Below are 26,300 nucleotides of genomic sequence, written 5' to 3'. Positions count from 1 at the left end.
AGGGGCTGGTTGACGCGATCCTTCATTCGGCTTTGACATGATGAGGCAGCTCCTTTCCGAATTGCGATTGGAAAATTTCCACATAGACACGGCAGCTCTTCATCAATGCTTCATGGGTGCCGATGCCAACGATCTCACCATCGTCCATGACAACGATTTTATCAGCATCCATGACAGAGGTAATCCGCTGTGCAATGAGTAGACAGGTGACACCAGATGCGAATGATTTGAGTGATTCTTTAATATTTGTCTCCGTTGTCGTATCCAGAGCGCTTGTACAATCATCCAGAATTAGAACATCCGGCTTCCGAATGAGTGCACGAGCGATCGACAAGCGTTGTTTCTGGCCACCTGACAAGTTCACGCCACGTTGACCAAGCATGGTTTCATAACCCTCGGGGAACGCAGCTATAAAGCTGTGCGCTTCTGCCATGTTCGCAGCCTGCATAATCTCTTCACGCGAAGCATGCTCATTGCCCCAAAGCAGATTCTCTTCAATCGTGCCGCTAAACAGAATCGATTTCTGTGGCACAATGGCAATTCGATCACGGAGCTTCGCTGGGTCAAGCTCCTGAGTGTCCACACCATCTACGCGAATCGAGCCGGAGCTCACATCATAGAAACGGGGAATGAGGTTCACAAGACTGCTTTTTCCTGAGCCAGTAGACCCAATAATACCAATTGTTTCACCCGGTAAGCACGTTAAGTTGATATTTTTGAGTACCGGTTCTCCAGACGCACCCTCATAGGAAAACGAAACATGCTCAAAGTCAATCTGGCATCCTTGACGACCGGTGGGCAGAGCGGTATTCGCGTCCCAAGTCATTGTATTTACCTGATCAAAAACTTCGCCAATTCGATTGGCGGAAGCTTTCGCCCGTACGAATAAGTTGAAAACCATTGATATAGTCATCAGCGCAAACAAAATCTGTGTCATGTAATTGACGAATGCGACGATATGCCCGACTTGCATCTGATTGTTACTAACCCGTGAGGCTCCTAGCCATAACACAGCAGCGATCCCGAAGTTGACGCTGAGCAGAATAGAGGGATTAAAAATAGCAAGAAGCCTCGTCACCTGAATCGATTTGTTCTGATATTCGATGTTGGCCTGTTGGAACTTACCTGTCTCATGGTCAAACCGATTGAAAGCTTTGACGACGCGAACGCCAGACAGATACTCCCGCATAACCCGATTGACGCTGTCCAGCGACTTTTGTACGCCTACAAACCGGGCAAATCCCACCTTCAAGTTGAGCGCAACGAGCACGCTGACGACCGGGACAACGATGAGCAGTACGACGGACAAATGGGGATTGAGTCGCACGGCCATGATGAGACTCCCAATGCATAGGAGGGGAGCTTTAACAAAAATGCGCATAAGACCATTAACAAAATTCTGTACTTGTGTCACATCATTCGTTAATCGCGTAATTAATGATGCGCGTTCGAATTGCTCGATATTCGCGAACGAGAGCGCTTGGATTTTTTCGAATAAATCCCGTCTTAGTTCCGTGCCGAATTTCTGTGAAACATGGCTTGCCACAATATTGCGCATCGAGGCAGCGACGGCTCCGAACGCGGTGATGATCAGCATCAAACCGCCCATGCGGAGCACATAGTCAAGCCGTTTCTCCGCAACGCCAACGTCCAATATGTGTGACATAATGGTCGGTTGCAGTAGATCCGCGAGCGCTTCCAACGTCACGAAAAAGACAGCAACCAGAAACAGCTTCCAGTGCTTACTGACATAAATCTTCATAAAACCCATCGTGTACACTCCTTTTTCCGTGGTCAACCCCTCACTTGAAGATTACTCCGATTTCGGGGAATTGTCATCCTTTGCAACTGTTAAAACTGGAAAATGGGCGTTATTTTTTTTCTCTTTATTCGAATGTTGTCTAACTTTATCATAAAAGATGAGAAGAAGAGAGCATGGAATCGGAGGAAATCATGATGTTACCAGCTGCGGTTGACAAAACAATGAAGCAATTAGTCCATTCTTTAAACACGCGAACGTCTAATATTGTATCTATTTATCTGTATGGTTCAGTTGCTTTACAAGATTATATAGAAGGCTCCAGTGACATCGATTTTATAGCTTTTGTACGAGAACCACTAACTAAATCGGATATCCAAGCCATCGCCGAAGCGCACGAAGAATTGGAGGCTCAGATTCCGAACACGGGTTTAATGGGAACTTACCTACTTCTAGATGATCTAGCGAATATACGTAATGAAATCAATGCCCAATTGACGTACTTTGATAAGCAAACTAATACACAAGGCAAGGGAGCAGATCTCAATCCGATTACGTGGTGGATATTAAAAAATCAGGGCATCCGGTTCTATGGCTCCGAAATAACGTTCAATTACGAATTGGATGTTGCTTCTCTATGCCAATATGTCATTCATAACTTAAACAGCTATTGGGTTGGTTGGATAACTAGGCTTGAGGATACATTGCAGCTTGTCCTTGCACAGGAACAAGATATTAATATTGAAAAGCTTGATCAAGCAATCGAGTGGTGTACGCTCGGTATGTTGCGCCAATTGTATACACTGAAAGAGCATGATATAACTAGCAAAATAGGCGCTGGATTCTACAGCACTCATCATGTGCCGGGCAAGTGGCATGGACTTATTGAAGAGGCAATAGCGATAAAGCGACTTCAACCTAATCGTTTATATCAATCACAAACAGAACGGTTGACTGATCTGATAGATTTGCTTAAATTTATACATGTAGAAGCTAATCGTGTGTAGGACAAAAAGGCGATCCCTCTGTTAATGGATGACATGGGACAGCCTGTACGATTCTGAGCCGAATGGAATAGCTGGAAAAAACTCCCTAAATTTCAAGCAAATCACGGCTAGTTTGACCTAATAACTTGAAAAAGTCCTGTTAATCAGCTCTTTAAGCCTGTTTCTAGGCTCAATTGACTGGATTAACAGGAGAAATTCCATTTATTCATGCCTGTTGTGCGTTATTCAACTACTTAACGCTATTATTTCCAGTTAAATCCAAAAAAAGACGCTCCCAAACGTTCAAAAAGGCTCTCCCTCAGTCATTTAATGACCTTAGGGAAAGCCTTTTTTTGCTCCTACTATGAAGTTTGCCTAGAGTCTCTTTGAAAATAAATAAACAAATCGGTTATCAATTTGGCAAGGATAGTTACTAGGAAGTATAGCAAAAATAAATAAAAATAATTCATTCTGCCGTACAAATGGAATAAATCGATGGTGGATAACAATGGCTTAAAGACGAAGGAGAAGCCGGCGCACATAAGTGCACCAAATAAGTAGTAATTTTTTTTGTGATTTACAGTCCATTGATATAGCAGCATAAGCACAACGGGATTGAAGGAGGCATCCATGGTGATGCTAGTAGGCAAATAAGGCATGATTATATAGGGAAATCCCCAGATATTATTTCTTACGCCATACAGATGAATATAAGTAGCCATGACATGCACGCTGAAACCGTAAAAGCCGATTTGCAGCGCCTTCTTGCGATCAAGAACGAACCAAAGAATAACTAAAGGAATCACGAACATAGCAAGATTGACCCAAAATTGCCAGGTGGTCGCATTTGAAAATTGTACCCAATAGTCAATCCAGGAGTTAGATAACGACTTCTCTTTATTTAATAATTCTTCGTATACATGCTGTTGCTCTGGTGTCATAGAAAATCTCCCTGCATGTCTTTTTATTATTATGCGCGCTTTCGCTGATTTTACACCGGGTGATGGGAAATCTCACTTTCCGTTCGACAACACCCCCTGATATCGACAAAATACGACGAATCCTTTAAAAGCTATGCATAATTAAGGAGTGAATTAAGATGGCGACGAATACGTACAAACGCTTCATTCAGAATCAACTCGAAAAAGCGAAATCTACCGCTTCCGAATTCATTACTTCAAGAAGTGAAGAGCAAGAAGAAGACACGTTAGAACTGAGTCCCGACACCTATAATGAGCTGAGAGCAATCGCCGATATGCAGCATACGACCGTTCAGGAAATTGTCAATGGCATCATTGCGCAATACCTGGAAAGCGCACCATACGAAACAACCCATATCTCGGTTGATCAAAAGGAAGATAACCCATTGCTGTATTTGGATGGTATATGCAGATTAGAGGATTAAGGAGTGATGACGTCATATGGATAATCAAATGAACATACAGGATGCTATTTTCCTGGATGGAACAGCTTTAGCTGCCTTAATGAACCCAGAGGATTCCTGTTATGCGAAAGCCCGTTCTTTGTTTCTGGATTTGCATGATCTAGAACGTAACTACGTGACAACCAACTCTATTATTTTTGATCTTCACGAGTGGCTGCGCAATGCATACAGCTATCAGAAGGCAGAATATTTCCTGAGTGCCATCGATAAAGCAGTGAGTAAAGGCAAGTTAACTGTCATTTCGAGCAGTCCTGAGTTCGAAGGGGAATCGCGTCGATTACTACTGGACAGGCCTGAGCTGCGTTTCTCGCTTAGTGAAGCATTCACTGCTGTGACAATGTCCTATTATCAGGTCAAACGTATCTTTACTTTCAATCGTAATTTCATGATGCTTGTTAATTTGGATAAGAGCTTTCGCATCATCCCATCTAATTAAAAATAAACAAAAACAGCCGGTCCTTATGGGATCGGCTGTTTCCATTGTAACTCTATTGAACCAACTCTATGAACCTTCTGGCAGAAATGGAAAGAGGCATATTACGCATAGTCATAATACCCACATGTGTAGGAGGCAGTTTCACGTCTAATTGAATTTCGAAGAGGGAACCTTCTTCAAGTTCTTTCGAAATAAACTCTTTGGTCACGTAAGAGATTCCTAGCCCTTTCCGTGCAAACTCAATGAGAAGCTCCACGCTTCCAACCTCGATTTCGGGCTTGAGTTTATAACCGTAACTTTGGAATAACTCCGTAATGGCCATTCGCGCCCGGCTATTGCGCGAGAAGAGAATGACAGGAAATTCGAGCAGCATTTCTAGTGATAACGTTTCACCTTTAAGCTGTTCGTAACGCGGCCCCGCAACAAAGCAATCCTTAAGCTGAATGCTTTCTCTTACTTCAAGTTGAGAATCAACAATTGGCATACGAACAACGCCTAAATCAATTCGACCTTCTTTTAGAAAAGAGATGATCTCTGGTGTCGTACCATGATTCAAGTGCAGCTTGATACCTGGGTGCCTCTGATGAAATTCTTCCAAGTAAGGTAGCAAGTAATGCTTGAAGAGAGAATCGCTTCCGCCAATTCGCAGCTCGCCGCTGTCCAGATTTTTTAGTGCAGCCATTTTTTCCTCAGCTCTTGAAATGAAGTTTTGCGACTGCTCAATATAGGAATAAAGGATGGCACCTTCTTGCGTTAAAGCAACACCCTTGGAATTCCTGTAAAACAAGGCGAGACCAAAGCTGTCCTCCAACTGTTTGATGGCGTGACTGACGCTTGGTTGGGTAATGTAAAGGGCTTTGGCAGCCTGTGTTAAACTCCCGGTTTTGGCAGCCCAATAAAAAACTTTGTACAATTCGTAATTATTTATCATAGATGAGGTCTATATCTCCTCTGAAATATAATGATTTCTTTTATAGGTGGTAATTATATTATAGTGGAGTTACGAAAAAGAAACCAGAGCCTACGGATAGATCGAGGGACTCTGTTGGAAGGAGAAGAGAATAAATGGAACCTACTACATTTGTCTTATTTGGAGCGACAGGGGATTTAGCAAAAAGAAAGATTTACCCTGCACTGTTTAATTTGTTTGTCGATCAAAAACTCCCAGAATCATTCTCTTTGTTTGGACTGGGAAGAAGAGAGCTGTCTGATGAAGCCTTCCAGGCGAATGTCGAACATTCTATCCATACTTTCTCCAGGCGCAAAGTAAATAATCCTGAATTATTGAAAAGCTTCTTACGTGCATTCCGCTATAGCGTGCTTGATATAGACCGTAAAGAAGATTATCAGAAGCTGCTGCAGCTCATTGAACAACGGGAAGAAGAACTCCGTATTGTACCGAACCGCATGTTTTATTTATCGGTGGGACCTGAATACTTTGAAACGATCGCCGCGAATATCAAGGATAGTGGTCTTGGTTCCGCGAATGGCTGGAAGCGCCTGGTGATCGAGAAACCATTTGGCCATGATCTGCAATCTGCTCGGGATTTGAATGAGCAGCTAAGCAAAGCTTTTGCAGAAAATGAAATTTATCGAATCGACCATTACCTGGGCAAACCGATGGTGCAGAAACTTGAGGTTATCCAGCAGGCCAATCCAGTTCTTCATGCGATATGGGCTAATAATTACATTGCCAATGTTCAAATTACTGCAAACGAAACCGTCGGTGTGGAAGAAAGAGCTGGGTACTACGATCATGTAGGCGCGGTAAGAGACATGTTCCAAAACCACATGCTGCAATTGCTCATGATGCTCACGATGCACCTTCCTAATATAAGCAACTCCGAGTTGGTACGGTTCAAGAAGAAAAAAGTGTTGGAAAATCTCGAACCATTGCTGAAACAGGACGTTGGTGCCAGCGTTATCCGCGGGCAATACACAGAAGGAACGATCGGTGGTAAACCTGTCGTTGGTTATACTTCTGAACCTGGGATTGCGAGCACATCCATGAACGATACCTTTATTGCTGCTAAATTGCAGATCGATGATTACTTCTGGCGGGGTGTTCCGATCTATATTCGAACAGGTAAACGTATGAACGAGAAATCAACAAGGATTGTCATTGAGTTTAAAGAGCCGTCAACGAATTTGACTCAACATCATGATAATAGCCAAGTGCCTAATCTTCTGATATTTGAAATTAGTCCGAATGAAAGCATTACGCTGCAATTAAATTCGAAAGATCCTCAGCATAATGGGAAATACAAACCAATTCAAATAGATTTTCATGAAACTCAGGATGATGTTCCCGAAGCTTATGAGAATTTGATCTTCGATGCTTTGCAAGGAGATCCGACATTCTTTGCGCATTGGGATGAGGTCGAATTGGCTTGGGCTTGGGTGCAGCCAATCTTGGATGCTTTCCAAGAGAATCTAGTTCCGCTTCATCAATATGCCGCGGGTACGAATGGTCCAGCAGAATCCGATGCCTTATTGGCGGACAACGGCCATCATTGGTGGTTTGACTCCAAGAACACACAAGAAAATAAAGTTGAAAATGATACAAAGGAAGAAAAATATTTTGCCCATCATACTAACTGATTTCAGAATCAAACACTAAAAGCAGGTTCAAAAGGAGAGGTTCCAGATGGCTATTTCATTTAATTATTCCAGTGCATTATCCTTTATTCAACAGCACGAAGTCGATTACTTTAGTGAATTTGTGAAAGTGGCACATAACATGCTTCATGAGAAGAAAGGTCCAGGTTCCGATTACTTGGGCTGGGTGAATCTGCCGCTTCAATATGATAAAGAAGAGTTCGCAAGAATTAAAGAATCCGCGCAGCGTATTCGTTCAAATTCCGATGCTTTAGTTGTCATTGGAATTGGCGGCTCCTATCTGGGTGCAAGATCTGCGATTGAAGCCCTGTCTCACACATTTCACAATCAGATGGATGGAAAAACACAAGTGTATTTTGCTGGACAAAATATCAGTTCTACGTACATCAGCCATTTGCTTGAGCTGCTTGAGGGTAAGGATATTTCCTTGAATGTTATTTCCAAATCGGGAACAACGACAGAACCTGCCATTGCATTCCGCATTCTCCGAGATTATATGGAGAAAAAATACGGTAAAGAGGAAGCAAAAAAACGTATTTATGCGACAACAGATTCTTCCAAAGGTGCCTTGAAAAAGCTTGCTGATGAAGAGGGCTATGAAACTTTTGTGATTCCTGACGATGTAGGCGGCCGTTATTCTGTCCTCACTGCTGTAGGACTTCTGCCAATTGCCGCTGCAGGACTCGACATTGATCAGATGATGGCGGGAGCCGCGGCAGCTGCACAGAAATACAATAATGATGATCTTGCAACCAATGAAAGCTATCAATATGCGGCGGTAAGAAATGCCCTCTACCGGAAAGGGAAAAGCATCGAGCTGCTCGCGAACTTTGAACCGTCCTTACATTTCGTATCCGAATGGTGGAAGCAGTTGTTCGGTGAGAGCGAGGGTAAAGACCAGAAAGGGTTATATCCGGCGTCCGTTGATTTCACGACGGATCTGCATTCAATGGGACAGTATGTCCAAGAAGGTCGTCGAGATCTCATCGAAACGGTACTTTCTGTCAAGAAACCGAGAGTTGAGCTGACGATCGAGGAGGATTCCATCAATTTGGACGGCTTGAATTTCATTGCCGGTATGACGATGGACGAAGTGAATAAGAAGGCAGCAGAAGGCACTAGACTTGCCCATGTTGACGGTGGTGTTCCTAATCTGATCGTTGAACTGGATGCTCTGAATGAGTATACGTATGGAGAAATGGTGTACTTTTTCGAGAAAGCATGCGGTATCAGCGGCTTGCTGCTTGGTGTGAACCCGTTCGATCAACCAGGTGTCGAAGCCTACAAAACCAATATGTTTGCGCTGCTGGGTAAACCTGGTTTTGAAGCGCAAAAAGCCGAATTACAAAAACGTATAGCTGCTACAGAGCAGAACTAAGAGGAGGCAATTACAATGAGTAAACAACAAATTGGTGTGGTTGGCTTGGCTGTTATGGGTAAAAATTTGGCACTCAATATCGAAAGCAAAGGTTTCTCTGTTGCTTTGTATAATCGTTCCCCTGAGAAAACGAATGAACTTCTGACGGAAGCGCCTGGGAAGAACTTTGTTGGCACATACAGTGCTGAAGAATTCGTTCAATCTCTGGAGTCGCCGCGTAAAATTTTAATCATGGTAAAAGCAGGTCAACCAACGGATGATACGATTAATTCACTCATCCCTTACCTAAGCCCAGGGGATATCTTAATCGATGGCGGTAACGCCTATTTCCCTGATACACAGCGCAGAAATAAAGAGCTTCAAGCTCAAGGATTCCGTTTTATCGGCGCTGGGGTTTCCGGTGGGGAAGAAGGAGCTCTTAATGGGCCTGCGATTATGCCAGGGGGACAACGAGACGCTTATGAACTGGTAGAGCCAATTCTTACAGCAATTTCGGCCAAAGTGAACGGTGATGCATGCTCGACCTATATCGGAGAAGACGGTGCTGGACACTATGTGAAAATGGTTCATAACGGCATTGAATATGGCGATATGCAGCTTATTGGAGAAGCGTATCACTTGTTAAAAGATGTATTAAACTTAAATACAAGCGAGTTGCATGACATTTTCACGGAATGGAACAACGGTGAACTGGATAGCTATTTGATCGAGATCACAGCCGATATTTTCAAGAAAACAGATCCGGAAACAGGCAAGCCAATGGTGGATGTGATCCTCGATTCGGCTGGCCAAAAGGGTACTGGTAAATGGACAAGCCAAAGCTCACTCGATTTGGGAGTTCCATTATCCATCATTACAGAATCCGTGTTTGCACGATTTATCTCTGCGATGAAAGAAGAGCGTGTTGCTGCAAGCAAACGCCTGAATGGTCCCGCGGCATCCAGCTATGACGGCGATCCTAAAGAATTCATCGAAGCTGTTCGCAAAGCCTTGTATACAAGCAAAATCGCGTCGTATGCACAAGGGTTTGCTCAAATGAGAGCTGCTTCTGACGCGTACGGCTGGGATCTGAACTATGGGAATATTGCGATGATTTTCCGTGGTGGATGTATCATCCGCGCAAGATTTTTGCAAAATATCAAGGATGCTTATGACCGTGACCCTGCACTTAAAAACTTGTTCCTTGACGACTACTTCGGCAAAATCGTTGATAACTATCAGGATGCATGGAGAAAAGTTGTTTCGGTTGCCGTTACAAGAGGGATTCCGGTTCCTGCATTTGCTTCCGCATTAGCTTACTATGACAGCTATCGCACTGAGAGACTGCCAGCTAACTTACTTCAAGCACAAAGGGATTATTTTGGGGCGCATACATTCGAGCGTGTTGATAAAAAAGGCAGCTTCCATTTCCAATGGATGGATACTAACGAATAAATCGATATATAGATTATACTTAGAAGTCGCATAATTGCGACTTCTTTTTATTTGCGCAACCATACTAGAGATAATGACGTCTAATAATCTGTCAGATTAACTCGAAGATGAGGAGCTTTCGATTGAGAAACCGTACTTTATGGAAGTTGTTTACTGTTGTGCCGTTTCTAGCGGTCATGATCTTGATCGGAATTATACATACTGTGCTGCTAGCGAGAGAGCAGGTGATGCCATATGCAGAACCTTATGGACGAGCGACAGCATTGCCGGACCTTGCTACGCAAGCTGGTCCTGTTCAAATGATCGGCTCGAAATCTTTCGCGTACAAATCCGGAAATGAGCTTATTTATGTGAAAATTGACAAGGAAGGGCGAAGCAGCTCAGAAGTGCGGCCTGTGCCGGATGCGGAGTTATTTCAGTCTTATCGCCTCATTGGTGAGGAAGAAGCTGTTTGGATCGGTGCGAGCAACAAGCTATATGCGAGTGAATGGAAGAACGGGACTTGGTCACCGAAAAGAATGCTGAATGATTCCTCGATGAACGGCGTTCAAGCTATACAGGGGCAAAATGGCAAAAAGGTCCTACTCGCCTATAACGACGAGGCACTCTTTGTGGGGACTACGCAAGGCGAAGTTGCGCCGAATTGGATCAAGGTAAATACGACTGGAGTTACACAGCTTCAAGGATTCCTGGAGACAGATGGTCTGCTGTCCGTAGTTTATGCGACAAGTAGGGAAGGGAATTCAGCCCTGCACATTATCAAGCTGGATACCGCGTCTGGAAAGACGGTCGTTATGGAAAAGCTCAAAGAATTGGAGCTAATTAACAGGTCTTTAGAGGATTTCTCCTTATATGCAGACAAATCTTTCCTCAGGGTTGCCTACACGATCAGCTCAGCTAAGTCAGGGAAGAGTACTTTGCAGATGCTCACCTACCCGTGGGATCAACCTGCTAACAGGCAAGACGAACGGATAGATCTTCCAAGCTCTGCGACTATGGATTCGGACACGATCTTGCAGCCGACGTTCTCTCAGTCAGCTACTGGGGAAGTCACTCTTGTGGTTTCATCGGTGTATGAGAAAAATCGGCGCATGAGCAGCCAAGAAGTGTATCAGTTGACTTTTAACGAAACTCAGCTAGCCGCATCAACCAAAATCAGCCAATTCGGCGGATTCGCGCAATACCCGAACCTTATGCAAGAGCAAGATATTCGCCTTGCGGTTTGGCTTGATCCGGTTAATCAAACGTCATACCGCGTCTATTATGCCACGGATCAACAACTTTACAGGGAGAGGATGAACCAGCTTACGGCAGATGACTTACGAACGGCTGCCGAGAATCTGCCGCTGCTCTGGGGGATTGGTCTTGTAACTTGGTTTCTAAGTCTAAAGTGGATCTTCTTGCCTGGCATCTATTTGCTGGTGCTCAGCGCTTTTTGGCAGCATCACTATGATTCCCGTCCGCGTCTGCACTTTTTCGTATCAATTGGCATGTATCTGGGTGTTAAGGTGCTGTTCATTGGGGACTACCGTAAGGTTACCGCGCTTCAAGTGATGCCAGACGCATTACAGCCTATCCTGGTCTACTTCTGTATGCTGATTATCATGGCATTGCTTGCTTATGTCTGTACTCGGGTATGGAGAAAAGGACTGGATGATCGTAATATTGGTTTGGAATTGTTTTATTTTGTTCTGCTCGATATCTTTATGACGAATTTATGGTACTCCTATTTTATGTCACCTGCTACCTTCTAAATCTTCCTCTGGGCCCGCTCAGACTGAACAAGGCTGCCACGTAAAAATGTGGCAGCCTTCTTATTTTTGAACGATTAGGTTCGGCGCATGTAAGCAATTACGGTAATTGGTGCGAAAATTGCCACAATGACAATAGCTCCGATCAGGGAAATCGTTAGATCCCAACCAACGGTGCCTGTGTTAGCAAGCAGCCGAACGGCTGAGACGAGGTGAGAGATCGGATTGATGTTAACGAACCATTGAAGCCATCCGGGCATCGTATCCACAGGAACGAACGCATTGGAAAGAAACGTAAGGGGGAATAAGACAAGCATCGATATGCCTTGTACACTTGAGGCTGTACGAGCAATTACGCCGAAGAAGGCGAAGATCCAGCTAATAGCCCAAGAGCAGAAGATGACAAGAATCGCAGCGATAGCCACATGTCCTAGGCCGCCTTCAGGACGATAGCCCATAATAAATCCCATCGAGAAGGTTAGAACAGTCGCAATGGTATAACGTATCGTGTCAGCCAAGAGTGCTCCTGCTAACGGCGCTATCCTTGCGATAGGCAGTGACTTGAATCGGTCGAAAACGCCTTTATCCATATCCTCACGCAATTGGACACCTGTGACGATCGAGGTCGTGATGACTGTCTGCACGAGGATACCAGGAATAATGACAGGCAGGTAGCTCACTACGTCACCTGAAATGGCACCACCGAAGATGTAAGTAAACATTAGTGTGAAAATGATGGGCTGAAGCGTGACATCGAACAATTGTTCCGGCGTGCGTCGGATCTTCAGAAGTCCTCGATAAGCCATTGTCAGCGAATTGCGCACGGATTGACTGAAACTTGTATGGTTTTTCAATTGTCGCTCGGCTGGTGGTAGGATTGAATTGCTCCTCATACTCTTGCCTCCTGTTTGCTGCTGGATGCATCGGATGCCTGCTGCGAGTGATCCTGAACACCTTGACCTGTAATCGTTAAAAATACCTCGTCTAGCGTAGGCTTCTGCACACTCATCTCTGCCAAATGGATACCAGCTTCGCGCAGGGATATTAGCAAATCTGTTACAAGATCAGCGTTTGCCATCGGGGCCGTAATTTTCCCGGAAGTCACCGTTGGGTGTACCTTGAGCACTTGTTCAATGGTACGGCAGGCTGCTTCGATATCTAATGGATTATGGACGATTAGTTGCAAGGAGGAAGTACCGACGGATGCTTTCAATTCATCCACGGTTCCTTCGGCGACCACGCGACCGCGATCAATAACCGCGACCCGGTCAGCCAGTTGATCGGCTTCTTCGAGGTACTGCGTTGTTAACAGGATGGTAGACCCTGTGTTCACTAACCGACGGATTGTATCCCACATTTGCGAACGTGTGCGAGGATCTAGCCCTGTAGTAGGTTCATCCAGGAAAATAAGAGGGGGCTGCGCGATGAGGCTTGCCGCGAGATCCAGCCTGCGGCGCATGCCGCCGGAGAAGTTCTTCAAGGGTCGTTTCGCGGCCTCAGTCAAGCCAAATTCCTCAAGCAGTTCCACTGTCTTGTTTCTTGCCTCTGCACGGCCTAGGCCCAGAAGTCGAGAGAAGATCATAAGGTTTTCTGTAGCGCTAAGCGACTCATCAACCGAAGCGTACTGGCCCGTTACCCCGATCAATTGACGAACAATCTGGGACTCTTTCACAACATCGTGGCCGAAAATTTTCGCCGACCCTCCGTCTGGTCGAAGCAACGTTGCCAGCATGTTAATGGTGGTCGTCTTGCCAGCACCATTAGGTCCAAGAACGCCATAAATCGTGCCGGCGCGCACGTTCAAATCAACGCCGTCTACCGCGCGATTTTGACCAAAAGCTTTGAAGAGCCCACGTGCTTCGACGGCCAAAACTTCAGAGCCTTGTTTTCTGTTTAACAGATCCAATGCCAATTCCTCCTACTTAATAAGTTACATGGAGTATAGCTTGCTTTTTTAAACTGAATATAAACGGAATTGCTGGTTTGATTATTGTAACGGGTCTAGCTCCAATGGCAAGAAGGCATATTCGCCATGATGTACAATAACACCCCTGCGAACGGCGATGGATTGTTTAAAAAGGGGACCATCAATGACGGTGGTATGGAATTCGCCACCCTCGCCGCAAGGATCGATACCGCGAGCTACAAGCTCCTCGACAAAAGCATGGGTCAACGTTCGACCTAGATCCTCTTCGCGCATTCCTAATGCTAAATTGACAGTAACAACGATCGTAACAAATCCTAAGGTAATGAATTCTTCAACGGTTTCACGGTGGTCCATTTCCCATAGTGGCATCCCTAGTTTCAATCCAGCCATGCTCGATACCTCGTCTTGCCAGCAACCATGAGCCGTCAACTCGAGGTCTCCCGTAACTAGAACTTCTGCTCCATGTTTCTTAGCGTCTACTAAAAGACGTATAAACACTTCTTCGTAATCAGCCCAACTTGCAGGTGCTGTATAGACAGGCAATCCGATAGATTCAGCTTGGGCACGGATAAGTTCGGGAGGGGTCCCGTGAGATCGGGAACGTTTTCCTTCTTCCTCCAGCATGACGATCAGTCCAAGTGCTTTGCCTGTTTGCATTGCTTTATACAGAGCTAAAACACTATCTTTTCCTCCGCTAAAAGAGGCCACAAAGGCATGTCCACGAGCACCATTTTTCCAGTCTACAGCATTTGTCATTTCTATTATTCCCCTTTGTATGCTTAAGATTTCATTTAATTCTATCACGAGTTTCTCTGAATGAACTTAGCATAGTTTATACAAAAAAGCTCTCAGGAACGAAATTCCTGAGAACTTTTTCATTTTCGCAATACAATTAAATGGTTGCTAACGTGCCCCCATCAATCACATATTCACTTCCTGTAATAGAGGCTGCGCGGTCGGAAACCAGGAAAGCGGCAAGCTCAGCCACTTCCTCCGGCAAGCCCGGACGTCCAATAGGAATGCCTCCGAGGGAATTCATCAGCTCATCTAACGCAGCTTCGCGGCTTCCTGCTGCGGTAGCGATTCGGTCAATCATACGATCTGCCGCTTCAGTCTGAATGAAACCTGGTGCTATCGTATTAATGCGAATCCCTTTCGGCGAGAACTCCTTGGATAAGCCCTTGCTGTAATTGGTGAGGGCCGCTTTAGATGCTGCATACGCTAATGTAGTTTCGTAGAGTGGCATTTTACGCTGTATGGAACTTACGTGAATGATAGCTGCTTTTCCTTGCTCGACCATTAGCGGTATCAAACCTCTGTCTAACCGCACAGCACCAAGAAGATTCATATTCAAGGTTTCCATCCAGTCTTCCTCTGTTAGTGCCAACGCACCACCTGGCGGCGTGGAGGCACCGCCAACCGTATTTATGAGGATGTCGATACCGCCGAGTTTCTCTTTCACTGCTTCAATGATGATCGCTGTGCCTTCCGGCTTCGTAATATCTGCTTGAACGAAATGAACGTTAGGGATCTCGTAATCTGTTGGGATTGTACGTGCCGTAGTGAGCACGGTAGCTCCCGCTTCTGCCAGCCTTTTCACGATCGCAAAGCCCATACCCTTGGTTCCGCCAGTTACAAGTGCTCGTTTACCTTGAAATTCGTGCTCATATGAAGAAAGTTTCATTGATAAGTCCTCCTGTATATAAAATCTGATGTTGTGAACGTTGATCACATGTCTAAGCTTACGTCTGAATGAATCATAAGTCTAATTTATATTAATAATTGATTACATTACTTAAATTCATGTAAATAGAGCCTTCTTGAACGTCAACCTTGCTTCAATCATTAACAATATGTATGATAACAACAGGATTTATGAATATTATGAATTTAGGAGAAGAGAAATGGAGCTTACACAATTAGAGTATTTCTTGAAGGTCGCCCAGATCGAACACCTGACGAAAGCTGCTGAAGCTTTATCCGTGACGCAGCCTGCCCTAAGTCATTCTATCTCCAAACTGGAAGCTGAACTAGGTGTACCGCTATTTGAGCGGAAGGGGCGCAACCTGCAAATTAACCGATATGGAACCATGTTCATGAAGCGAGTCGAGAAGATATTGCAAGAGGTAGAGCGGGGAAAACAGGAAATCGAAGAATGTTCCAACCCTGAGTCAGGTATCATCTATCTCTCTTATCTAAATATATTAGGTGTAGGCTTAATTCCTAAGCTGATTCGCGAATATCAGAAAGCCAACCCGAAAATCACCTTCGAGCTGACGCAAGGAGACAAGGGGGCGATTGTCGAACAGGTTGAGAATGGATTTTCAGATGTCATGATCACTTCAGAAAGACCAGCTAGCGACACGTATGAGTGGGTGCCGATTCTTTCTATGCCCTTGTATTTGGTGGTCTCATTCGATCACCGATTTGCGGAGAGGGAGTCCATTAGCTTAAAAGAGATTACTGGGGAGCCTTTCGTGGGCTTGAAACACAACTGCTCTTTAAGAGATTCGCTCCTTACCCGCGTCCATCATATGAATTTTACTCTCGCGTCCACTTACGATGCGGAGGATCTTCCAACGGTGGCAGGGTTCGTAGCAGCAGGTCTCGGCGTTTCCGTCCTGCCGAAAACATCCGGCTTGCATCTGGAAGGTCTGCGATGGATTCAGATTCAAGAGGAAGGATGGCGGTGGGAAGTTGGTCTGCATATCAAAAAAGACCGTTTTCTGTCCCCGGCAACACAGAAATTCGTCAGCTTTATTCAAGATAAGGCCGGCGATTTCACTAACTGAAATCATCTTCCACAATAGTAAGCAACAAAGAAAGGGACCGGTAACTTGAATTTACTTTTCAAAACATCTAGCCCCAATCATGAGATTTCCGTTTACGACACAACTGAGCTGTATGGAGAAAAGGGGAGTTTTCGCGTATTGGAGTTTTCCAATCGTGCTATCCAAGGTGCGATGGACTTGAATGATCCCACACGTATTCTATTTGAATATCCGCGAGCCATGATCCATGTCATTGACTATAACATCCCGGACTTCGAGAACGCCTTTATTATTGGACATGGGATTGGAACAATAGCTGGTTATTTTTCTGAGAAGCGATGCAAAGTTGCAGAACTAGATCAGACTGTGGTGGAGTTAAGCCAAAGATTTTTTGGATACAGAAGGGATAATGTCAGTATTGGTGATGGGCGTCAACTTCTCGCGAATGAAGAGCGGCATGCTTATGACGCAATCGTACTGGATGCCTTTACTGAAAAAGGAACACCAATGCATCTGGTCTCCAAACCATTTTTTGAAATGTGCAGAGACAAACTCGATTCATCGGGATTGATCATCATGAACTTGTTCGGTAAAGGTGAGAATGACCAGCTTGTGAACGCTATACATGCAACACTGAGTGAGGAATTTACTTATGTTAAAGCATTTTCTTTACCCTCGGGAGGTGTCGCCGACATGCAAAATATTATTCTCATAGGAAGAAATGAGCCAATTGGGTACCAAGCACGTCATATGGCTGGCTTTACAGAGATTGAACTCGGGCAAGGATATGTGATTTGGGATAAAGTTGAGAAGTAATCAAAGAAGGTGCAGACCATGTTAATGGGCTGCACCTTCTTTACTGTCCCTAATTCATTCCCAGTCGATAGAAGCGAGCTGAATTGATGACACGATTTTCTATCGGCGATGTTCGGCCGAGCAGTTGCCATCCAGCCGCGGCGATAGCTTCCTCGTTGATCGCTTCATACATGAGTCGTCGTATGCCTTCCGCTGTACGAATGGCTACTAAGGCGCCTGGATTCGATTGGCGGATTTGTTCAAGTACTTTGTCCTTTTGCGTAACAAGGCTTGCAATAAACACATGTTGATAATCGGCATAATCGAATTCCGCACCATCTCGATGGACAACTTGCACGTTCTCGCTTAAGTTGATCCGTTCCATCATGAAACGTGCGGCCTTGCAAGCGTCCGGGTCGATATCTAAACAGATGACACTCACATTCCACCTCAGATGGAGCAGCAGGGCACTAAGCGGTAAAGGCCCGCTTCCAACGAATACGATCGGCGATGTGATCTCTTCCGGTCGACTAATTTTGCGAAGTTGCTTCAGTTCTTCGCCAACAAGACTTTCATAATTCCCCCAGTTTTTATATTGAAACAAGCTAGCTAATCCGAATTCGGGCTGATGGCAGAGGTGGCGGGAGTCGAACAACTCCATCTGGTACTCGGCTTCTGACAGCTTGGCAAGTAATCCTTTCTGCAACGTGGTGACTTCGACATTACCCATCACATACTTGACTTCTTCTGGTGTGTACGCTTGCCTGAGTGCCTCTGTGAAAATAGAAATCGGTTTCGTGACCGCGTAATTTAGAGGGGTCAGATTCGACTCCCGGTGAAGGACATCATGGGTCTCTTTTATAAGAGTTATCAAATCTGATATCCGCTTAGACGGCTCTGTTAGAGAACAATATTCCATAAGCGTTTACCTCCTGTCCATTTCCGTACAATTGCTTGAACCCAATATATTCGATAAGTTGGTTATTTAGAAATGAAATTCTGCATCGATGGTAAAGAAGGGAAGGATTGTTTCATCGTTGTGGAGAAAATTTACAGGAGCTGAACGAGCAAGGGGGTTGTCCATTGGAGCAAGAAATAAGTATTAATCTGCCTATAGAATCACACGAAGTTCCAAAATTAAGAGAACTGGTAGGATGGGACGGTCGACATGCGGATTACCCGATGTTATTTGAGCGGTGTAACTACTGGGCCGGACTCAGGGAAACACAAGGTGAGCTTATTGCATTCGGTTATGTAGCAGGAATGGGCTTGCAACATGGCTATATGGAAGACATTATGGTGCATCCTCAATTTCAGAAGCAGGGAATAGGTCAGGCCTTAGTAAAGAAATTACTGCAAGAAGCAGAGCGGATCAGCTTAGAGATTGTAACCTTGACCTTTGATTCGAAACATACATCCTTCTATACAGAGAGTGGATTTACCCTTTGTTCCGGAGGATTGTGGAGGCGACAAGACTAATTCGACAGGGGATGGCTCTCTGAGAGACTGAGGAGGAGTGGGCGCTATGGCGATTATACGGCTCGCTGCGGTGGACGATGTTGAGCAGCTTGTACAGCTGCGCTGGGACTTTACAGCGGAAGATCAGGATTTAAATGCAGTTAACTTGGAGGAGTTTTATGAGACTTGCAGCGGATTTTTGGTGAGAGCGATTGAAAGCGGAGACTGGTACATTTGGATCGCTGAAATTGATAGTAAGATTGTCTCCCATATGTACCTGCAATTGATTCATAAAATCCCAAGGCCAGGCAAGTCGCCAGATCCCTATTATGGATACGTTACGAATGTGTATACGCAACCTCCTTATAGAAGCCAAGGTTTGGGGACCAGTATTCAGCAAGCTATGGAAACGTGGTCCAAAGAGAATAAAGTTGAATTTCTCATTGTTTGGCCTAGCAGTCATAGTGTTGATTTTTACTTGAGGAATGGCTTCATGCCATGTGAAGAAGCTATGGAGAAACATTGGTGAACAAGGTGGTTGTGATACAGGAACCTGCGGCGGTAACCGGCAGGTTCCTTTTCTCTCTACAAGTCATTTCAAGTCGAACGCATTTTTATTAAACCTTCATTTTGGATGTCTGTATGAAACTGAAGATCCATTTGCAGCTGAGGATAGTAGTCTGTTCGCCAATGCTGCAAATCTTTTCTTGGTATTTTGGTTCGGAATCGCTGCCCAATTCCTAGAATGTCAGCTTCGCTTTTTTGGATTTTCGAGAATAGGGCTTCAAATCGTTCTGAAATTAGCGTTTCTAATTCTTGTAAGACTAACGATTGAGAAGGATTTCCTTTGGTTTCTAGGATAACGACTTTCAAGTTAATTCGAGTAGTCATGTATGGCTTATTGTCAACAAACTGAGCATCATGTTTCATCGAATTACTAACAATTAAGACGCTCGCATGATCCATCACTTCAATTTTTCCCTGCGTGCTTTCCCTGTTGAAGGCATTATAAACGAGAGTTTCGTCGGGGCTGATCTGCTGAACCATCGCCCCATTTCTAATAACAGCAGACCCAACATATTCGCAAGGGGAATTTTGACCTGATTTTACAAGAGGGATCGCAATGTCATTGGTGTAGGAATAAATACTACGATAAATCTGCCAAATTTGTGCTCTTGCAATTTGTGGGTTCCATCCCGCATTTTTTTCGAAAAAGTCGTAAACAAAAGCTCCTTTGGGAACCGTCGTTTTGGTCTCAGCAGATAAAAACTTGGAAATGTCATCATCACATATCGCAACGTAAGCTTTAAGTGAAATTTCCCCGTTTCTCATAAAGCCAGAGACAATATCTTTCATTCCTTGCTCGGCTACTTTTCTCTCAATAAGGATAACTTTAATGTGGAGTAAGTCGACTTGCTTTTCCTTATTCATACTGATCTTATCTACCGCTTGGCTTATTGTTTTCCCGGTCTGGCTGATCATCCTCAATTTTATCGTATTCTGATCGAGTTCAGGGGTTTGCAGCATGACTTTATACTCATCATCTTGTTTCGTAATCCCCATAACTAGTGGCAAAGTGCGATGGTTGATGTCCTTATTATCCCAACAACCGGTAAGTGTAACTACCAGACCCAGAGTCATGAGAATTTGTAAGGTAAACTTAACTGATTTCATGACTCACCTTCCTTTTAAAGCGCAGCCCAAGAAAATAGGTAGACAACGGAACCGTCATTAGAATAAAGATTCTTAATGGGGAGTTCCATAAAAAAAGTTTTTCTACCGCTTTCCAGTCGGGAATCATTAAACATAAAACAAAGATTAGAACGGAGAGCACGAGCGTTAGATAGATCGGTTTAATGATGGGAATGCATTGACTAATGATGCGGTTGGTCTCCCAAAGTGTGATTGCGATAAAAAGCATGCTGAAAGCGATCAGTGTGAGCAAGAAAAACATGGTGACTCTGTCGAACATGAGCCAAGAAATATTTAGTGTCTCCGCTACAACAACAAAGGGGAAATGAAGAGTTACGGCTGTCGCCTCTCCAAAAGTGAGAATAGGAATATAGACAGAGAAGATAAAGAAGGGGATAAGAACAACGGCCGCGAGTAAAACTTTTTTTCTTTGATAAGTAACCATTGGCTGTACGAAGCCTAGAAACAAATAGCCTCCTGTAAAGGCAAAAAAACTTTGAAAATACGAGCCTTTCGTTAGGAATGAAAAATTTTGTTCAAAAAGGGGAAAGGTGTAGTTCCAATCAATGTTCTGTAAGGAAGTAAAGCAAATGATGAAAATCGAAGGCAGAAAAATAATTCCAAGAAGAACTCCGGTGCGTAATATCGTTTCAACACCTTTGGATGCTAGATACATGGACACGAAGATTAATAAGATCATGATTGACCACAATGGGGTACTAGATAAAAAGATGATAGTAATTACCTCTGAATAGGAGCGCACAGCAAGGATAGCAATTATAAATAAATACAGTGCCATAGGTGCAAGAAAAATGAGAGTTATTCCTTTTCCAGCATTTGAATAGATACGAATAATGTCCCAGTTTGGAAAAAAACTCAGCCCTTTCATATAGATCGAAATGACAACAAAATGCACAATAACCCCTACAAGGATAGGAATCCAATGCGCTGAATCAGTGCTTCCAATAATATTTTCCGGATACAAGAAGAAAATAAGCCCTAAGTGAGTGAGTAAATACGTGATCATAATCGATGAGCTTTTATCCATTTTTAGTTCGGTCCTTTGCCAGATGAATTTGAATATAGGGAACTCCGAAAGTAGTTAGACTCGCTAAGTAGGCACATACTAAGACTAAACCTGCTAAGATGCCTAACACACCGTAGATCGCTGCTAAAATAACGATTAAATATTTAAATAAGCGAATGGAGAGTGAATTTTGAAATCCAACAACCGTTGAGTTTGCGATTGTTGTAGCAGCAAGGATGATAATGATGAGGTTACTCACTAATTTCGCTGCGACGATGGCTTCCCCGAGTATAATTCCGCCTACCATGGTAAGCGTAGGGCCAATACTCTTGGGCAATCTCACGCTAGCTTCCAGGATTAATTCCAAAAGCAAAAGAATCATAAGGATCTCAACGAGTGCAGGATAAGGCACACCATCACGGCTTTGGGAGACAGCTAACGCAAGTTCAATTCTCAGCACTTCAGGATTAACGGCTACAAGAGCTACGTATAAAGCAGGAATTATTAAAGTCATTAAGACGCCAGTTATGCGTAAAAATCGAATAGACAGCATTAGAGGAAGCGGAAAATTGCGATCGTTTTCCATCGCGAACAAATCCCATAACAAGCTTGGCAGCACAAGTGCAAAAGGTAAGCGGTCAACAAAAAGAACAACTTTGCCCATACGTAAGGAATGAGCAACCTCTTGGGGAAGTTCTGTTGTGTTAAATTTAGTGAAAGGTCCCCAGCTGGAAAAACCCATTGTTTTTGATAAGTTTTGTAAATTGTGAACATTCTTGTCCAAATTCATTTCGAGTTGACGAACAATGTTATTCACCAATTCCATTTGAACATGATTTTCACTGTACATTAACGAAATCTTTTTTTTCTCATCCTGGCCGACATAAAACGATTTGACTAAAAGTTGATCTGTGCTTAATTGTTTTCTTACAAGGCCAACATTTTGCTCAATGTCTTCAACAAAGGAACTTAACGGTCCTTGAAGAACATTTTCATTCGTAGGAGGTTCCGTAAACCGATTGAGTAATTTAGGTATGGGCTGCGAAACAACAAATTTATTATATTTTGCGAAGTAGATAATTAATTTGCCCTGCACAATAGAAGAAATGACTACATTCATATCGTTCTCTTTCACTTCACCGAACAGGCTCATAAATTCATCTATTGTCTTACTAGCTGAATTAGCATGTTCGATGTAGACATGAATGGCTTCTCGAGACTCTGTTAAATCAATCATCGTATTAAAGCCCATTAAGATAACAGGGCTATCCATGAAATAATCCTGTTGAAGAAAGAAATCATCGTTATTCAGAAATTTTGTAGTAATTTCTTTGATCAGTGGATCCATCGTCCTGATTCTCCCTTAACTTTCAAAACTTTTTGTTATATTTTCCTAGCAGCATGAAATATATACAAAGAAAACCAGCAAATGATATGATGAGTTTTAAATGATAATAATCATCGTACATATATAAATGGTGCATAGTAACCAAAAAGTGATAATTAAGGGAGATGTTCATTCAACAATGAGAACGTATTATTGTAATCTGGAGGTTACTTTAGAGATCATCGGAGGGAAATGGAAGGGGCTTATTTTGTATCATTTGATAAAGGGTCCTAAACGGACAAGCGAGTTAAAGCGACTCATCCCTAACATTACTCAAAAAATGCTCATACAAACGCTTAGAGAGCTAGAGACGAGTGGACTTTTACATAGAGAGATGTACAAACAAGTACCGCCAAAAGTCGAGTATTCCACAACAGAACTTGCTCAGTCACTCGAACCTGTTTTGGGTGCACTTTGTAATTGGGGCCAAAATTATGCAGAGACATCATTCGCAGAGGACGAGTATGAAATTTTGAATGTGGATTAAAAGGGAATAAAACAAACTAAGAGGCTGTCCCAAGTCACTAATGACCAAGGGAGAGCCTCTTTCCTATTACACTTGTGCAGTTCCACCATCCACGAATAGTTCAATACCATTCACATAGCTGCTTTCTTCTGAAGCAAGGAACATAACAGCATTTGCAATTTCTTCGGGTGTTCCTACTCTGCCTAGCGGTGTAACCGATTTGGCGTGTTCAATGACATTATCGACCTCAGAACCAAATAAATAATCATACGCGGGAGTATGAACAAATCCAGGACTTACGACGTTTACACGGATTTTAGTTCCTCTTAGATCAAGAATCCAGTTGCGGATTAACTGTCTAATGGCTGCCTTCGATGCGCCATAGACACTGAACGCAGGGTCGCCAATCGAACCAGCGGTAGAGCCGGTCAGGATAATTGTCCCTACTTTGTTAGGAAACAATGGCAACGCCTTTTGCACGGTAAAAATCGTGCCTTTTACATTGACGTCGAACGTTTTATAATATTGCTCTTCCGTAATCTCGCCTAAAGGAAGTAATGACCCGAGTCCGGCATTGGCAAACAGGATGTCCAAATGTCCTTTTTCGTTCTTAATCGTCTCGTATAATTTATCTAGATCTGCTAGATTTGATATATCTCCTTGGACAGCAGTAACATTTGACCCTATTAAGTTCACCGCTGCATCTAGCTCGCTTTGTCTGCGTCCAGTTATATAAACGTGTGCACCTTCTTTGGCAAATTGCTGCGCGGCTGCAAGACCAATACCGCTTGTTCCTCCAGTTACAACTGCTACTTTACCAGTAAATTTTCCCATGATGTGATCTCCTTTTATATTGTAGTAAATGAATAGAATAGGTTAGAAAGTCTTCTTAACTAATTATTTACCTCCCACGTATGTTATTATGGATCAAAGGGATCAGTATGGGAAGTACCCACTTTTATGTGATATAGTAACTAAAAAGTGATAAATGCTATCTGATAGACTTTTTTAGCGCAAAAAAACCTCCCAAGAGGGAGGCTTGCATGCAATTTTACTCATATGATTCAAATCTTATTTAGCATTTTCGCTATATGTTTTGAAATTGTCTAGAAATGCCTGCCAGCCTGCTTTTTGCATCTCAACAGGATTCGCAGTTTCGGCATCAAAAGATTCAATTACCTTCGTATCGTTATCTTGACGAATGAATGAAATCTCAACTTTTCTGCCATCTCCCATCGTATAGGAAATGAATTCATGCGTTCTCACTTCGTCGTAAACGCCACCAAGATCAAATCCAAAACTTCCATCCTTGGCTTCCAATCTTGTAACGAATGTTCCACCAACTTTCAAATCATTTTCGGCTCTTGGCGCATGCCAGTCATCAGAGGCAAAAGACCATTGTGTAATATGTTCTGGCTGAGTCCAAAATTCCCACACTTGTTCAACTGGCGCATGTACCGTGGTTTCTACCGTTACTGTTTGTTTAGCTGTTTCCATGACTTTTACCGCCTCACTCTATGAAATTTGAAGAACTAGGGTCATTATATCATTAAATAATGGTGAACCAAAGTTGTGTTTTTGTTGAGCCGCGGCAGTCATGAACTTCAATTTTAAAAAGAAGATTGTCTATGCTTGTCTATGCTATACTTTTACTATTACATACTGATTTTGATGGAGGGATAGTTATGCAAACGGCCCTGCTGTACGGAAAAGGAACTTTAAAGGTAGAGGTACCTGACCATTCGATGATCATCGAACCTTATCATTTGGAAGGACTACAAGAAGATAAACAAGCCGTTATTGAGGCGCTCAGACATCCAATAGGATTACCGCCTTTGGCAGGCATGGTCAAAGCTACAGACAAAGTAGCTATTGTCATTAGTGACATTACACGTCCAACCCCTAATGAGAAGCTGGTGCCATGGATCATTGAAGAACTATCTCACGTGCCTAAGGAAAATTTCGTCATCATTAACGGTACGGGAACACATCGCGATCAAACGGAGGAAGAGTTTGTTCAAATGTTGGGGAAGTCCGTTGTCGACAGTGTACGGGTGATCAATCACCATTGCCACAACATAGATGAGCTGGTGAAGGTAGGCCATAGTGAGTTTGGATGTGATGTCTATTTAAATAAAGATTATGTAGAAGCTGATTTCAGAATTGTTACCGGTTTCATTGAGCCTCACTTTTTTGCGGGGTTTTCTGGAGGGCCGAAAGGGATTATGCCAGGCATCGCAGGAATTGAGACCATCTTAACTTTTCATAACGCCCGAATGATTGGAGATCCCTTGTCGACGTGGGGAAATATGGTGAATAATCCTCTGCTGGATATGACACGGGAAGTAAATCGCATGTGCAAGCCCCATTTTATGCTTAATGTGACACTCAATAAATCGAAGGAAATCTCGCAAGTGTTTGCTGGGGAGTTGTTTGAAGCCCATGACCAAGGATGTACGTTCACCAAGAAGCATGCCATGATCCCCGTTGAGGGGCGTTTTGATGTCGTGATTACTTCCAATTCAGGTTACCCATTGGACCAGAATCTCTATCAGGCCGTCAAAGGGATGAGTGCAGCCCATAAGATCGTCAAAGAGGGCGGTACCATTATCTGTGCCTCCGAATGCTCGGATGGTATTCCCAACCATGGGAATTATGCGGAAATTCTGCAGTTGAGAAAAACACCGCATGAAATTCTCGAGATGATCAACGATGGCAGTTTTCAAAAGTTCGATCAATGGCAAGTACAGAAGCAGGCCGTCATTCAGGTCTGGGCTGACGTTTATTTGTATTCCTCGTTGGCGGATGAAGACGTGGAAAAAGCAATGCTAAAGACTTCCCATAACATCGAAGCTACATTGGAGCAATTGAAAGCGAAGTATGGTAGTAATATGACAGTAGCGGTTTTGCCATTAGGTCCTTTAACAATTCCTTATGTTAGTGGAGAATAAATCACATTAAAGGCTTGAT

26 protein-coding genes are annotated in these 26,300 nt (G+C 43.6%); 13 read left to right on the top strand and 13 right to left on the bottom strand.

From position 1 onward, the window contains the following. Nucleotides 1–22 precede the first annotated feature (22 nt). A complete protein-coding gene (locus tag GQF01_RS32250; RefSeq protein WP_161411200.1) occupies nt 23–1,771 on the bottom strand; it encodes an ABC transporter ATP-binding protein in 1,749 nt (582 codons plus the stop codon). Between the two features lie 182 nt (nt 1,772–1,953). On the opposite strand from GQF01_RS32250, the gene GQF01_RS32245 reads away from it, so the two are divergent. Further along, complete coding sequence (locus GQF01_RS32245; RefSeq protein ID WP_202556816.1) at nt 1,954–2,766, top strand: nucleotidyltransferase domain-containing protein; 813 nt, start codon at nt 1,954–1,956, stop codon at nt 2,764–2,766. Between the two features lie 341 nt (nt 2,767–3,107). Here GQF01_RS32245 and GQF01_RS32240 read toward each other — a convergent pair whose 3' ends face one another. Then, the gene (locus GQF01_RS32240) at nt 3,108–3,686 is read right to left on the bottom strand and encodes a CBO0543 family protein (RefSeq protein WP_161411198.1); all 579 of its coding nucleotides are present in this window, start codon (nt 3,684–3,686) and stop codon (nt 3,108–3,110) included. A gap of 158 nt (nt 3,687–3,844) precedes the next feature. On the opposite strand from GQF01_RS32240, the gene GQF01_RS32235 reads away from it, so the two are divergent. Next, nucleotides 3,845–4,150, top strand: coding sequence for a hypothetical protein (locus GQF01_RS32235; RefSeq protein ID WP_161411197.1), 306 nt, complete (start codon nt 3,845–3,847; stop codon nt 4,148–4,150). A 16-nt stretch (nt 4,151–4,166) separates the two neighbouring features. Beyond that, nucleotides 4,167–4,625 (top strand): hypothetical protein, encoded by a 459-nt coding sequence (locus GQF01_RS32230; protein ID WP_161411196.1) that lies wholly within the window; start codon nt 4,167–4,169, stop codon nt 4,623–4,625. A gap of 52 nt (nt 4,626–4,677) precedes the next feature. Here the strand turns inward: GQF01_RS32230 and GQF01_RS32225 are convergent, their stop codons facing one another. After that, the gene (locus GQF01_RS32225; RefSeq protein ID WP_161411195.1) at nt 4,678–5,556 is read right to left on the bottom strand and encodes a LysR family transcriptional regulator; all 879 of its coding nucleotides are present in this window, start codon (nt 5,554–5,556) and stop codon (nt 4,678–4,680) included. 134 nt (nt 5,557–5,690) lie between these two features. Between GQF01_RS32225 and zwf the strand changes: the two genes are divergently transcribed. From zwf to GQF01_RS32205, 4 genes are all read left to right on the top strand, one after another. Further along, nucleotides 5,691–7,226: a glucose-6-phosphate dehydrogenase gene (gene zwf / locus GQF01_RS32220; RefSeq protein WP_161411194.1), complete on the top strand. Its 1,536-nt coding sequence runs from the start codon at nt 5,691–5,693 to the stop codon at nt 7,224–7,226. A gap of 46 nt (nt 7,227–7,272) precedes the next feature. After that, entirely contained in the window at nt 7,273–8,622 is a 1,350-nt protein-coding gene (locus GQF01_RS32215) for a glucose-6-phosphate isomerase (RefSeq protein WP_161411193.1), read from the top strand. 15 nt (nt 8,623–8,637) lie between these two features. After that, nucleotides 8,638–10,056, top strand: coding sequence for an NADP-dependent phosphogluconate dehydrogenase (gene gndA / locus GQF01_RS32210; RefSeq protein ID WP_161411192.1), 1,419 nt, complete (start codon nt 8,638–8,640; stop codon nt 10,054–10,056). A 122-nt stretch (nt 10,057–10,178) separates the two neighbouring features. Next, a complete protein-coding gene (locus GQF01_RS32205) occupies nt 10,179–11,810 on the top strand; it encodes a hypothetical protein (protein WP_161411191.1) in 1,632 nt (543 codons plus the stop codon). A gap of 74 nt (nt 11,811–11,884) precedes the next feature. Here GQF01_RS32205 and GQF01_RS32200 read toward each other — a convergent pair whose 3' ends face one another. The 4 genes from GQF01_RS32200 to GQF01_RS32185 form a co-directional block, all read right to left on the bottom strand. Beyond that, complete coding sequence (locus tag GQF01_RS32200) at nt 11,885–12,700, bottom strand: ABC transporter permease (protein ID WP_161411190.1); 816 nt, start codon at nt 12,698–12,700, stop codon at nt 11,885–11,887. After that, nucleotides 12,697–13,713, bottom strand: coding sequence for an ATP-binding cassette domain-containing protein (locus GQF01_RS32195; protein WP_161411189.1), 1,017 nt, complete (start codon nt 13,711–13,713; stop codon nt 12,697–12,699). Before GQF01_RS32195 ends, GQF01_RS32200 begins: the two co-directional genes overlap by 4 nt. Before the next feature lie 81 nt (nt 13,714–13,794). Further along, the gene (locus GQF01_RS32190) at nt 13,795–14,490 is read right to left on the bottom strand and encodes a Dph6-related ATP pyrophosphatase (protein ID WP_161411188.1); all 696 of its coding nucleotides are present in this window, start codon (nt 14,488–14,490) and stop codon (nt 13,795–13,797) included. A 136-nt stretch (nt 14,491–14,626) separates the two neighbouring features. Beyond that, a complete protein-coding gene (locus tag GQF01_RS32185; RefSeq protein ID WP_161411187.1) occupies nt 14,627–15,418 on the bottom strand; it encodes an SDR family oxidoreductase in 792 nt (263 codons plus the stop codon). Between the two features lie 220 nt (nt 15,419–15,638). On the opposite strand from GQF01_RS32185, the gene GQF01_RS32180 reads away from it, so the two are divergent. After that, nucleotides 15,639–16,526, top strand: a complete 888-nt coding sequence (locus GQF01_RS32180) for a LysR family transcriptional regulator (protein ID WP_161411186.1) — start codon at nt 15,639–15,641, stop codon at nt 16,524–16,526. Nucleotides 16,527–16,571: 45 nt separating this feature from the next. Beyond that, the gene (locus GQF01_RS32175; protein WP_161411185.1) at nt 16,572–17,321 is read left to right on the top strand and encodes a spermidine synthase; all 750 of its coding nucleotides are present in this window, start codon (nt 16,572–16,574) and stop codon (nt 17,319–17,321) included. A gap of 49 nt (nt 17,322–17,370) precedes the next feature. Here GQF01_RS32175 and GQF01_RS32170 read toward each other — a convergent pair whose 3' ends face one another. Then, nucleotides 17,371–18,219, bottom strand: coding sequence for a nicotianamine synthase family protein (locus tag GQF01_RS32170; RefSeq protein WP_161411184.1), 849 nt, complete (start codon nt 18,217–18,219; stop codon nt 17,371–17,373). 164 nt (nt 18,220–18,383) lie between these two features. Here GQF01_RS32170 and GQF01_RS32165 point away from each other — a divergent pair, with 164 nt between their 5' ends. Both GQF01_RS32165 and GQF01_RS32160 read left to right on the top strand, forming a co-directional pair. Further along, nucleotides 18,384–18,779, top strand: coding sequence for a GNAT family N-acetyltransferase (locus GQF01_RS32165; RefSeq protein ID WP_161411183.1), 396 nt, complete (start codon nt 18,384–18,386; stop codon nt 18,777–18,779). Nucleotides 18,780–18,825: 46 nt separating this feature from the next. Then, nucleotides 18,826–19,287 (top strand): GNAT family N-acetyltransferase, encoded by a 462-nt coding sequence (locus GQF01_RS32160; RefSeq protein ID WP_161411182.1) that lies wholly within the window; start codon nt 18,826–18,828, stop codon nt 19,285–19,287. Nucleotides 19,288–19,355: 68 nt separating this feature from the next. Here the strand turns inward: GQF01_RS32160 and GQF01_RS32155 are convergent, their stop codons facing one another. Genes GQF01_RS32155 through GQF01_RS32145 form a run of 3 tightly spaced genes read right to left on the bottom strand, consistent with a single transcriptional unit; the run spans nt 19,356 to nt 22,825 of the window. Further along, nucleotides 19,356–20,432: a Ger(x)C family spore germination protein gene (locus GQF01_RS32155; protein WP_161411181.1), complete on the bottom strand. Its 1,077-nt coding sequence runs from the start codon at nt 20,430–20,432 to the stop codon at nt 19,356–19,358. Then, nucleotides 20,419–21,498: a GerAB/ArcD/ProY family transporter gene (locus GQF01_RS32150; protein ID WP_161411180.1), complete on the bottom strand. Its 1,080-nt coding sequence runs from the start codon at nt 21,496–21,498 to the stop codon at nt 20,419–20,421. The genes GQF01_RS32155 and GQF01_RS32150 overlap by 14 nt, the downstream gene beginning before the upstream one ends. Further along, nucleotides 21,491–22,825: a spore germination protein gene (locus GQF01_RS32145; protein WP_161411179.1), complete on the bottom strand. Its 1,335-nt coding sequence runs from the start codon at nt 22,823–22,825 to the stop codon at nt 21,491–21,493. Before GQF01_RS32145 ends, GQF01_RS32150 begins: the two co-directional genes overlap by 8 nt. A gap of 178 nt (nt 22,826–23,003) precedes the next feature. Here GQF01_RS32145 and GQF01_RS32140 point away from each other — a divergent pair, with 178 nt between their 5' ends. Then, entirely contained in the window at nt 23,004–23,351 is a 348-nt protein-coding gene (locus GQF01_RS32140; RefSeq protein ID WP_161411178.1) for a winged helix-turn-helix transcriptional regulator, read from the top strand. A 66-nt stretch (nt 23,352–23,417) separates the two neighbouring features. Here the strand turns inward: GQF01_RS32140 and GQF01_RS32135 are convergent, their stop codons facing one another. Next, complete coding sequence (locus tag GQF01_RS32135; RefSeq protein ID WP_161411177.1) at nt 23,418–24,164, bottom strand: SDR family NAD(P)-dependent oxidoreductase; 747 nt, start codon at nt 24,162–24,164, stop codon at nt 23,418–23,420. 237 nt (nt 24,165–24,401) lie between these two features. Beyond that, complete coding sequence (locus GQF01_RS32130; RefSeq protein ID WP_161411176.1) at nt 24,402–24,827, bottom strand: SRPBCC family protein; 426 nt, start codon at nt 24,825–24,827, stop codon at nt 24,402–24,404. 188 nt (nt 24,828–25,015) lie between these two features. Here GQF01_RS32130 and larA point away from each other — a divergent pair, with 188 nt between their 5' ends. Beyond that, complete coding sequence (gene larA, locus GQF01_RS32125; protein WP_161411175.1) at nt 25,016–26,281, top strand: nickel-dependent lactate racemase; 1,266 nt, start codon at nt 25,016–25,018, stop codon at nt 26,279–26,281. The last annotated feature ends 19 nt before the right edge of the window (nt 26,282–26,300 follow it).

It is taken from the genome of Paenibacillus silvestris, assembly GCF_009882985.1.
Taxonomy (GTDB): domain Bacteria; phylum Bacillota; class Bacilli; order Paenibacillales; family NBRC-103111; genus Paenibacillus_E; species Paenibacillus_E silvestris.
This window is presented reverse-complemented; position numbering and strand designations above follow the sequence as displayed.

Bases quoted from the DNA above. Each gene is read 5' to 3' on its own strand.
- GQF01_RS32250 (WP_161411200.1), bottom strand. From the start codon at position 1,771: ATGGGTTTTATGAAGATTTATGTCAGTAAGCACTGGAAGCTGTTTCTG.
- GQF01_RS32245 (WP_202556816.1), top strand. From the start codon at position 1,954: ATGATGTTACCAGCTGCGGTTGACAAAACAATGAAGCAATTAGTCCAT.
- GQF01_RS32240 (WP_161411198.1), bottom strand. From the start codon at position 3,686: ATGACACCAGAGCAACAGCATGTATACGAAGAATTATTAAATAAAGAG.
- GQF01_RS32235 (WP_161411197.1), top strand. From the start codon at position 3,845: ATGGCGACGAATACGTACAAACGCTTCATTCAGAATCAACTCGAAAAA.
- GQF01_RS32230 (WP_161411196.1), top strand. From the start codon at position 4,167: ATGGATAATCAAATGAACATACAGGATGCTATTTTCCTGGATGGAACA.
- GQF01_RS32225 (WP_161411195.1), bottom strand. From the start codon at position 5,556: ATGATAAATAATTACGAATTGTACAAAGTTTTTTATTGGGCTGCCAAA.
- zwf (WP_161411194.1), top strand. From the start codon at position 5,691: ATGGAACCTACTACATTTGTCTTATTTGGAGCGACAGGGGATTTAGCA.
- GQF01_RS32215 (WP_161411193.1), top strand. From the start codon at position 7,273: ATGGCTATTTCATTTAATTATTCCAGTGCATTATCCTTTATTCAACAG.
- gndA (WP_161411192.1), top strand. From the start codon at position 8,638: ATGAGTAAACAACAAATTGGTGTGGTTGGCTTGGCTGTTATGGGTAAA.
- GQF01_RS32200 (WP_161411190.1), bottom strand. From the start codon at position 12,700: ATGAGGAGCAATTCAATCCTACCACCAGCCGAGCGACAATTGAAAAAC.
- GQF01_RS32190 (WP_161411188.1), bottom strand. From the start codon at position 14,490: ATGACAAATGCTGTAGACTGGAAAAATGGTGCTCGTGGACATGCCTTT.
- GQF01_RS32185 (WP_161411187.1), bottom strand. From the start codon at position 15,418: ATGAAACTTTCTTCATATGAGCACGAATTTCAAGGTAAACGAGCACTT.
- GQF01_RS32180 (WP_161411186.1), top strand. From the start codon at position 15,639: ATGGAGCTTACACAATTAGAGTATTTCTTGAAGGTCGCCCAGATCGAA.
- GQF01_RS32170 (WP_161411184.1), bottom strand. From the start codon at position 18,219: ATGGAATATTGTTCTCTAACAGAGCCGTCTAAGCGGATATCAGATTTG.
- GQF01_RS32160 (WP_161411182.1), top strand. From the start codon at position 18,826: ATGGCGATTATACGGCTCGCTGCGGTGGACGATGTTGAGCAGCTTGTA.
- GQF01_RS32155 (WP_161411181.1), bottom strand. From the start codon at position 20,432: ATGAAATCAGTTAAGTTTACCTTACAAATTCTCATGACTCTGGGTCTG.
- GQF01_RS32150 (WP_161411180.1), bottom strand. From the start codon at position 21,498: ATGGATAAAAGCTCATCGATTATGATCACGTATTTACTCACTCACTTA.
- GQF01_RS32145 (WP_161411179.1), bottom strand. From the start codon at position 22,825: ATGGATCCACTGATCAAAGAAATTACTACAAAATTTCTGAATAACGAT.
- GQF01_RS32140 (WP_161411178.1), top strand. From the start codon at position 23,004: ATGAGAACGTATTATTGTAATCTGGAGGTTACTTTAGAGATCATCGGA.
- GQF01_RS32135 (WP_161411177.1), bottom strand. From the start codon at position 24,164: ATGGGAAAATTTACTGGTAAAGTAGCAGTTGTAACTGGAGGAACAAGC.
- GQF01_RS32130 (WP_161411176.1), bottom strand. From the start codon at position 24,827: ATGGAAACAGCTAAACAAACAGTAACGGTAGAAACCACGGTACATGCG.
- larA (WP_161411175.1), top strand. From the start codon at position 25,016: ATGCAAACGGCCCTGCTGTACGGAAAAGGAACTTTAAAGGTAGAGGTA.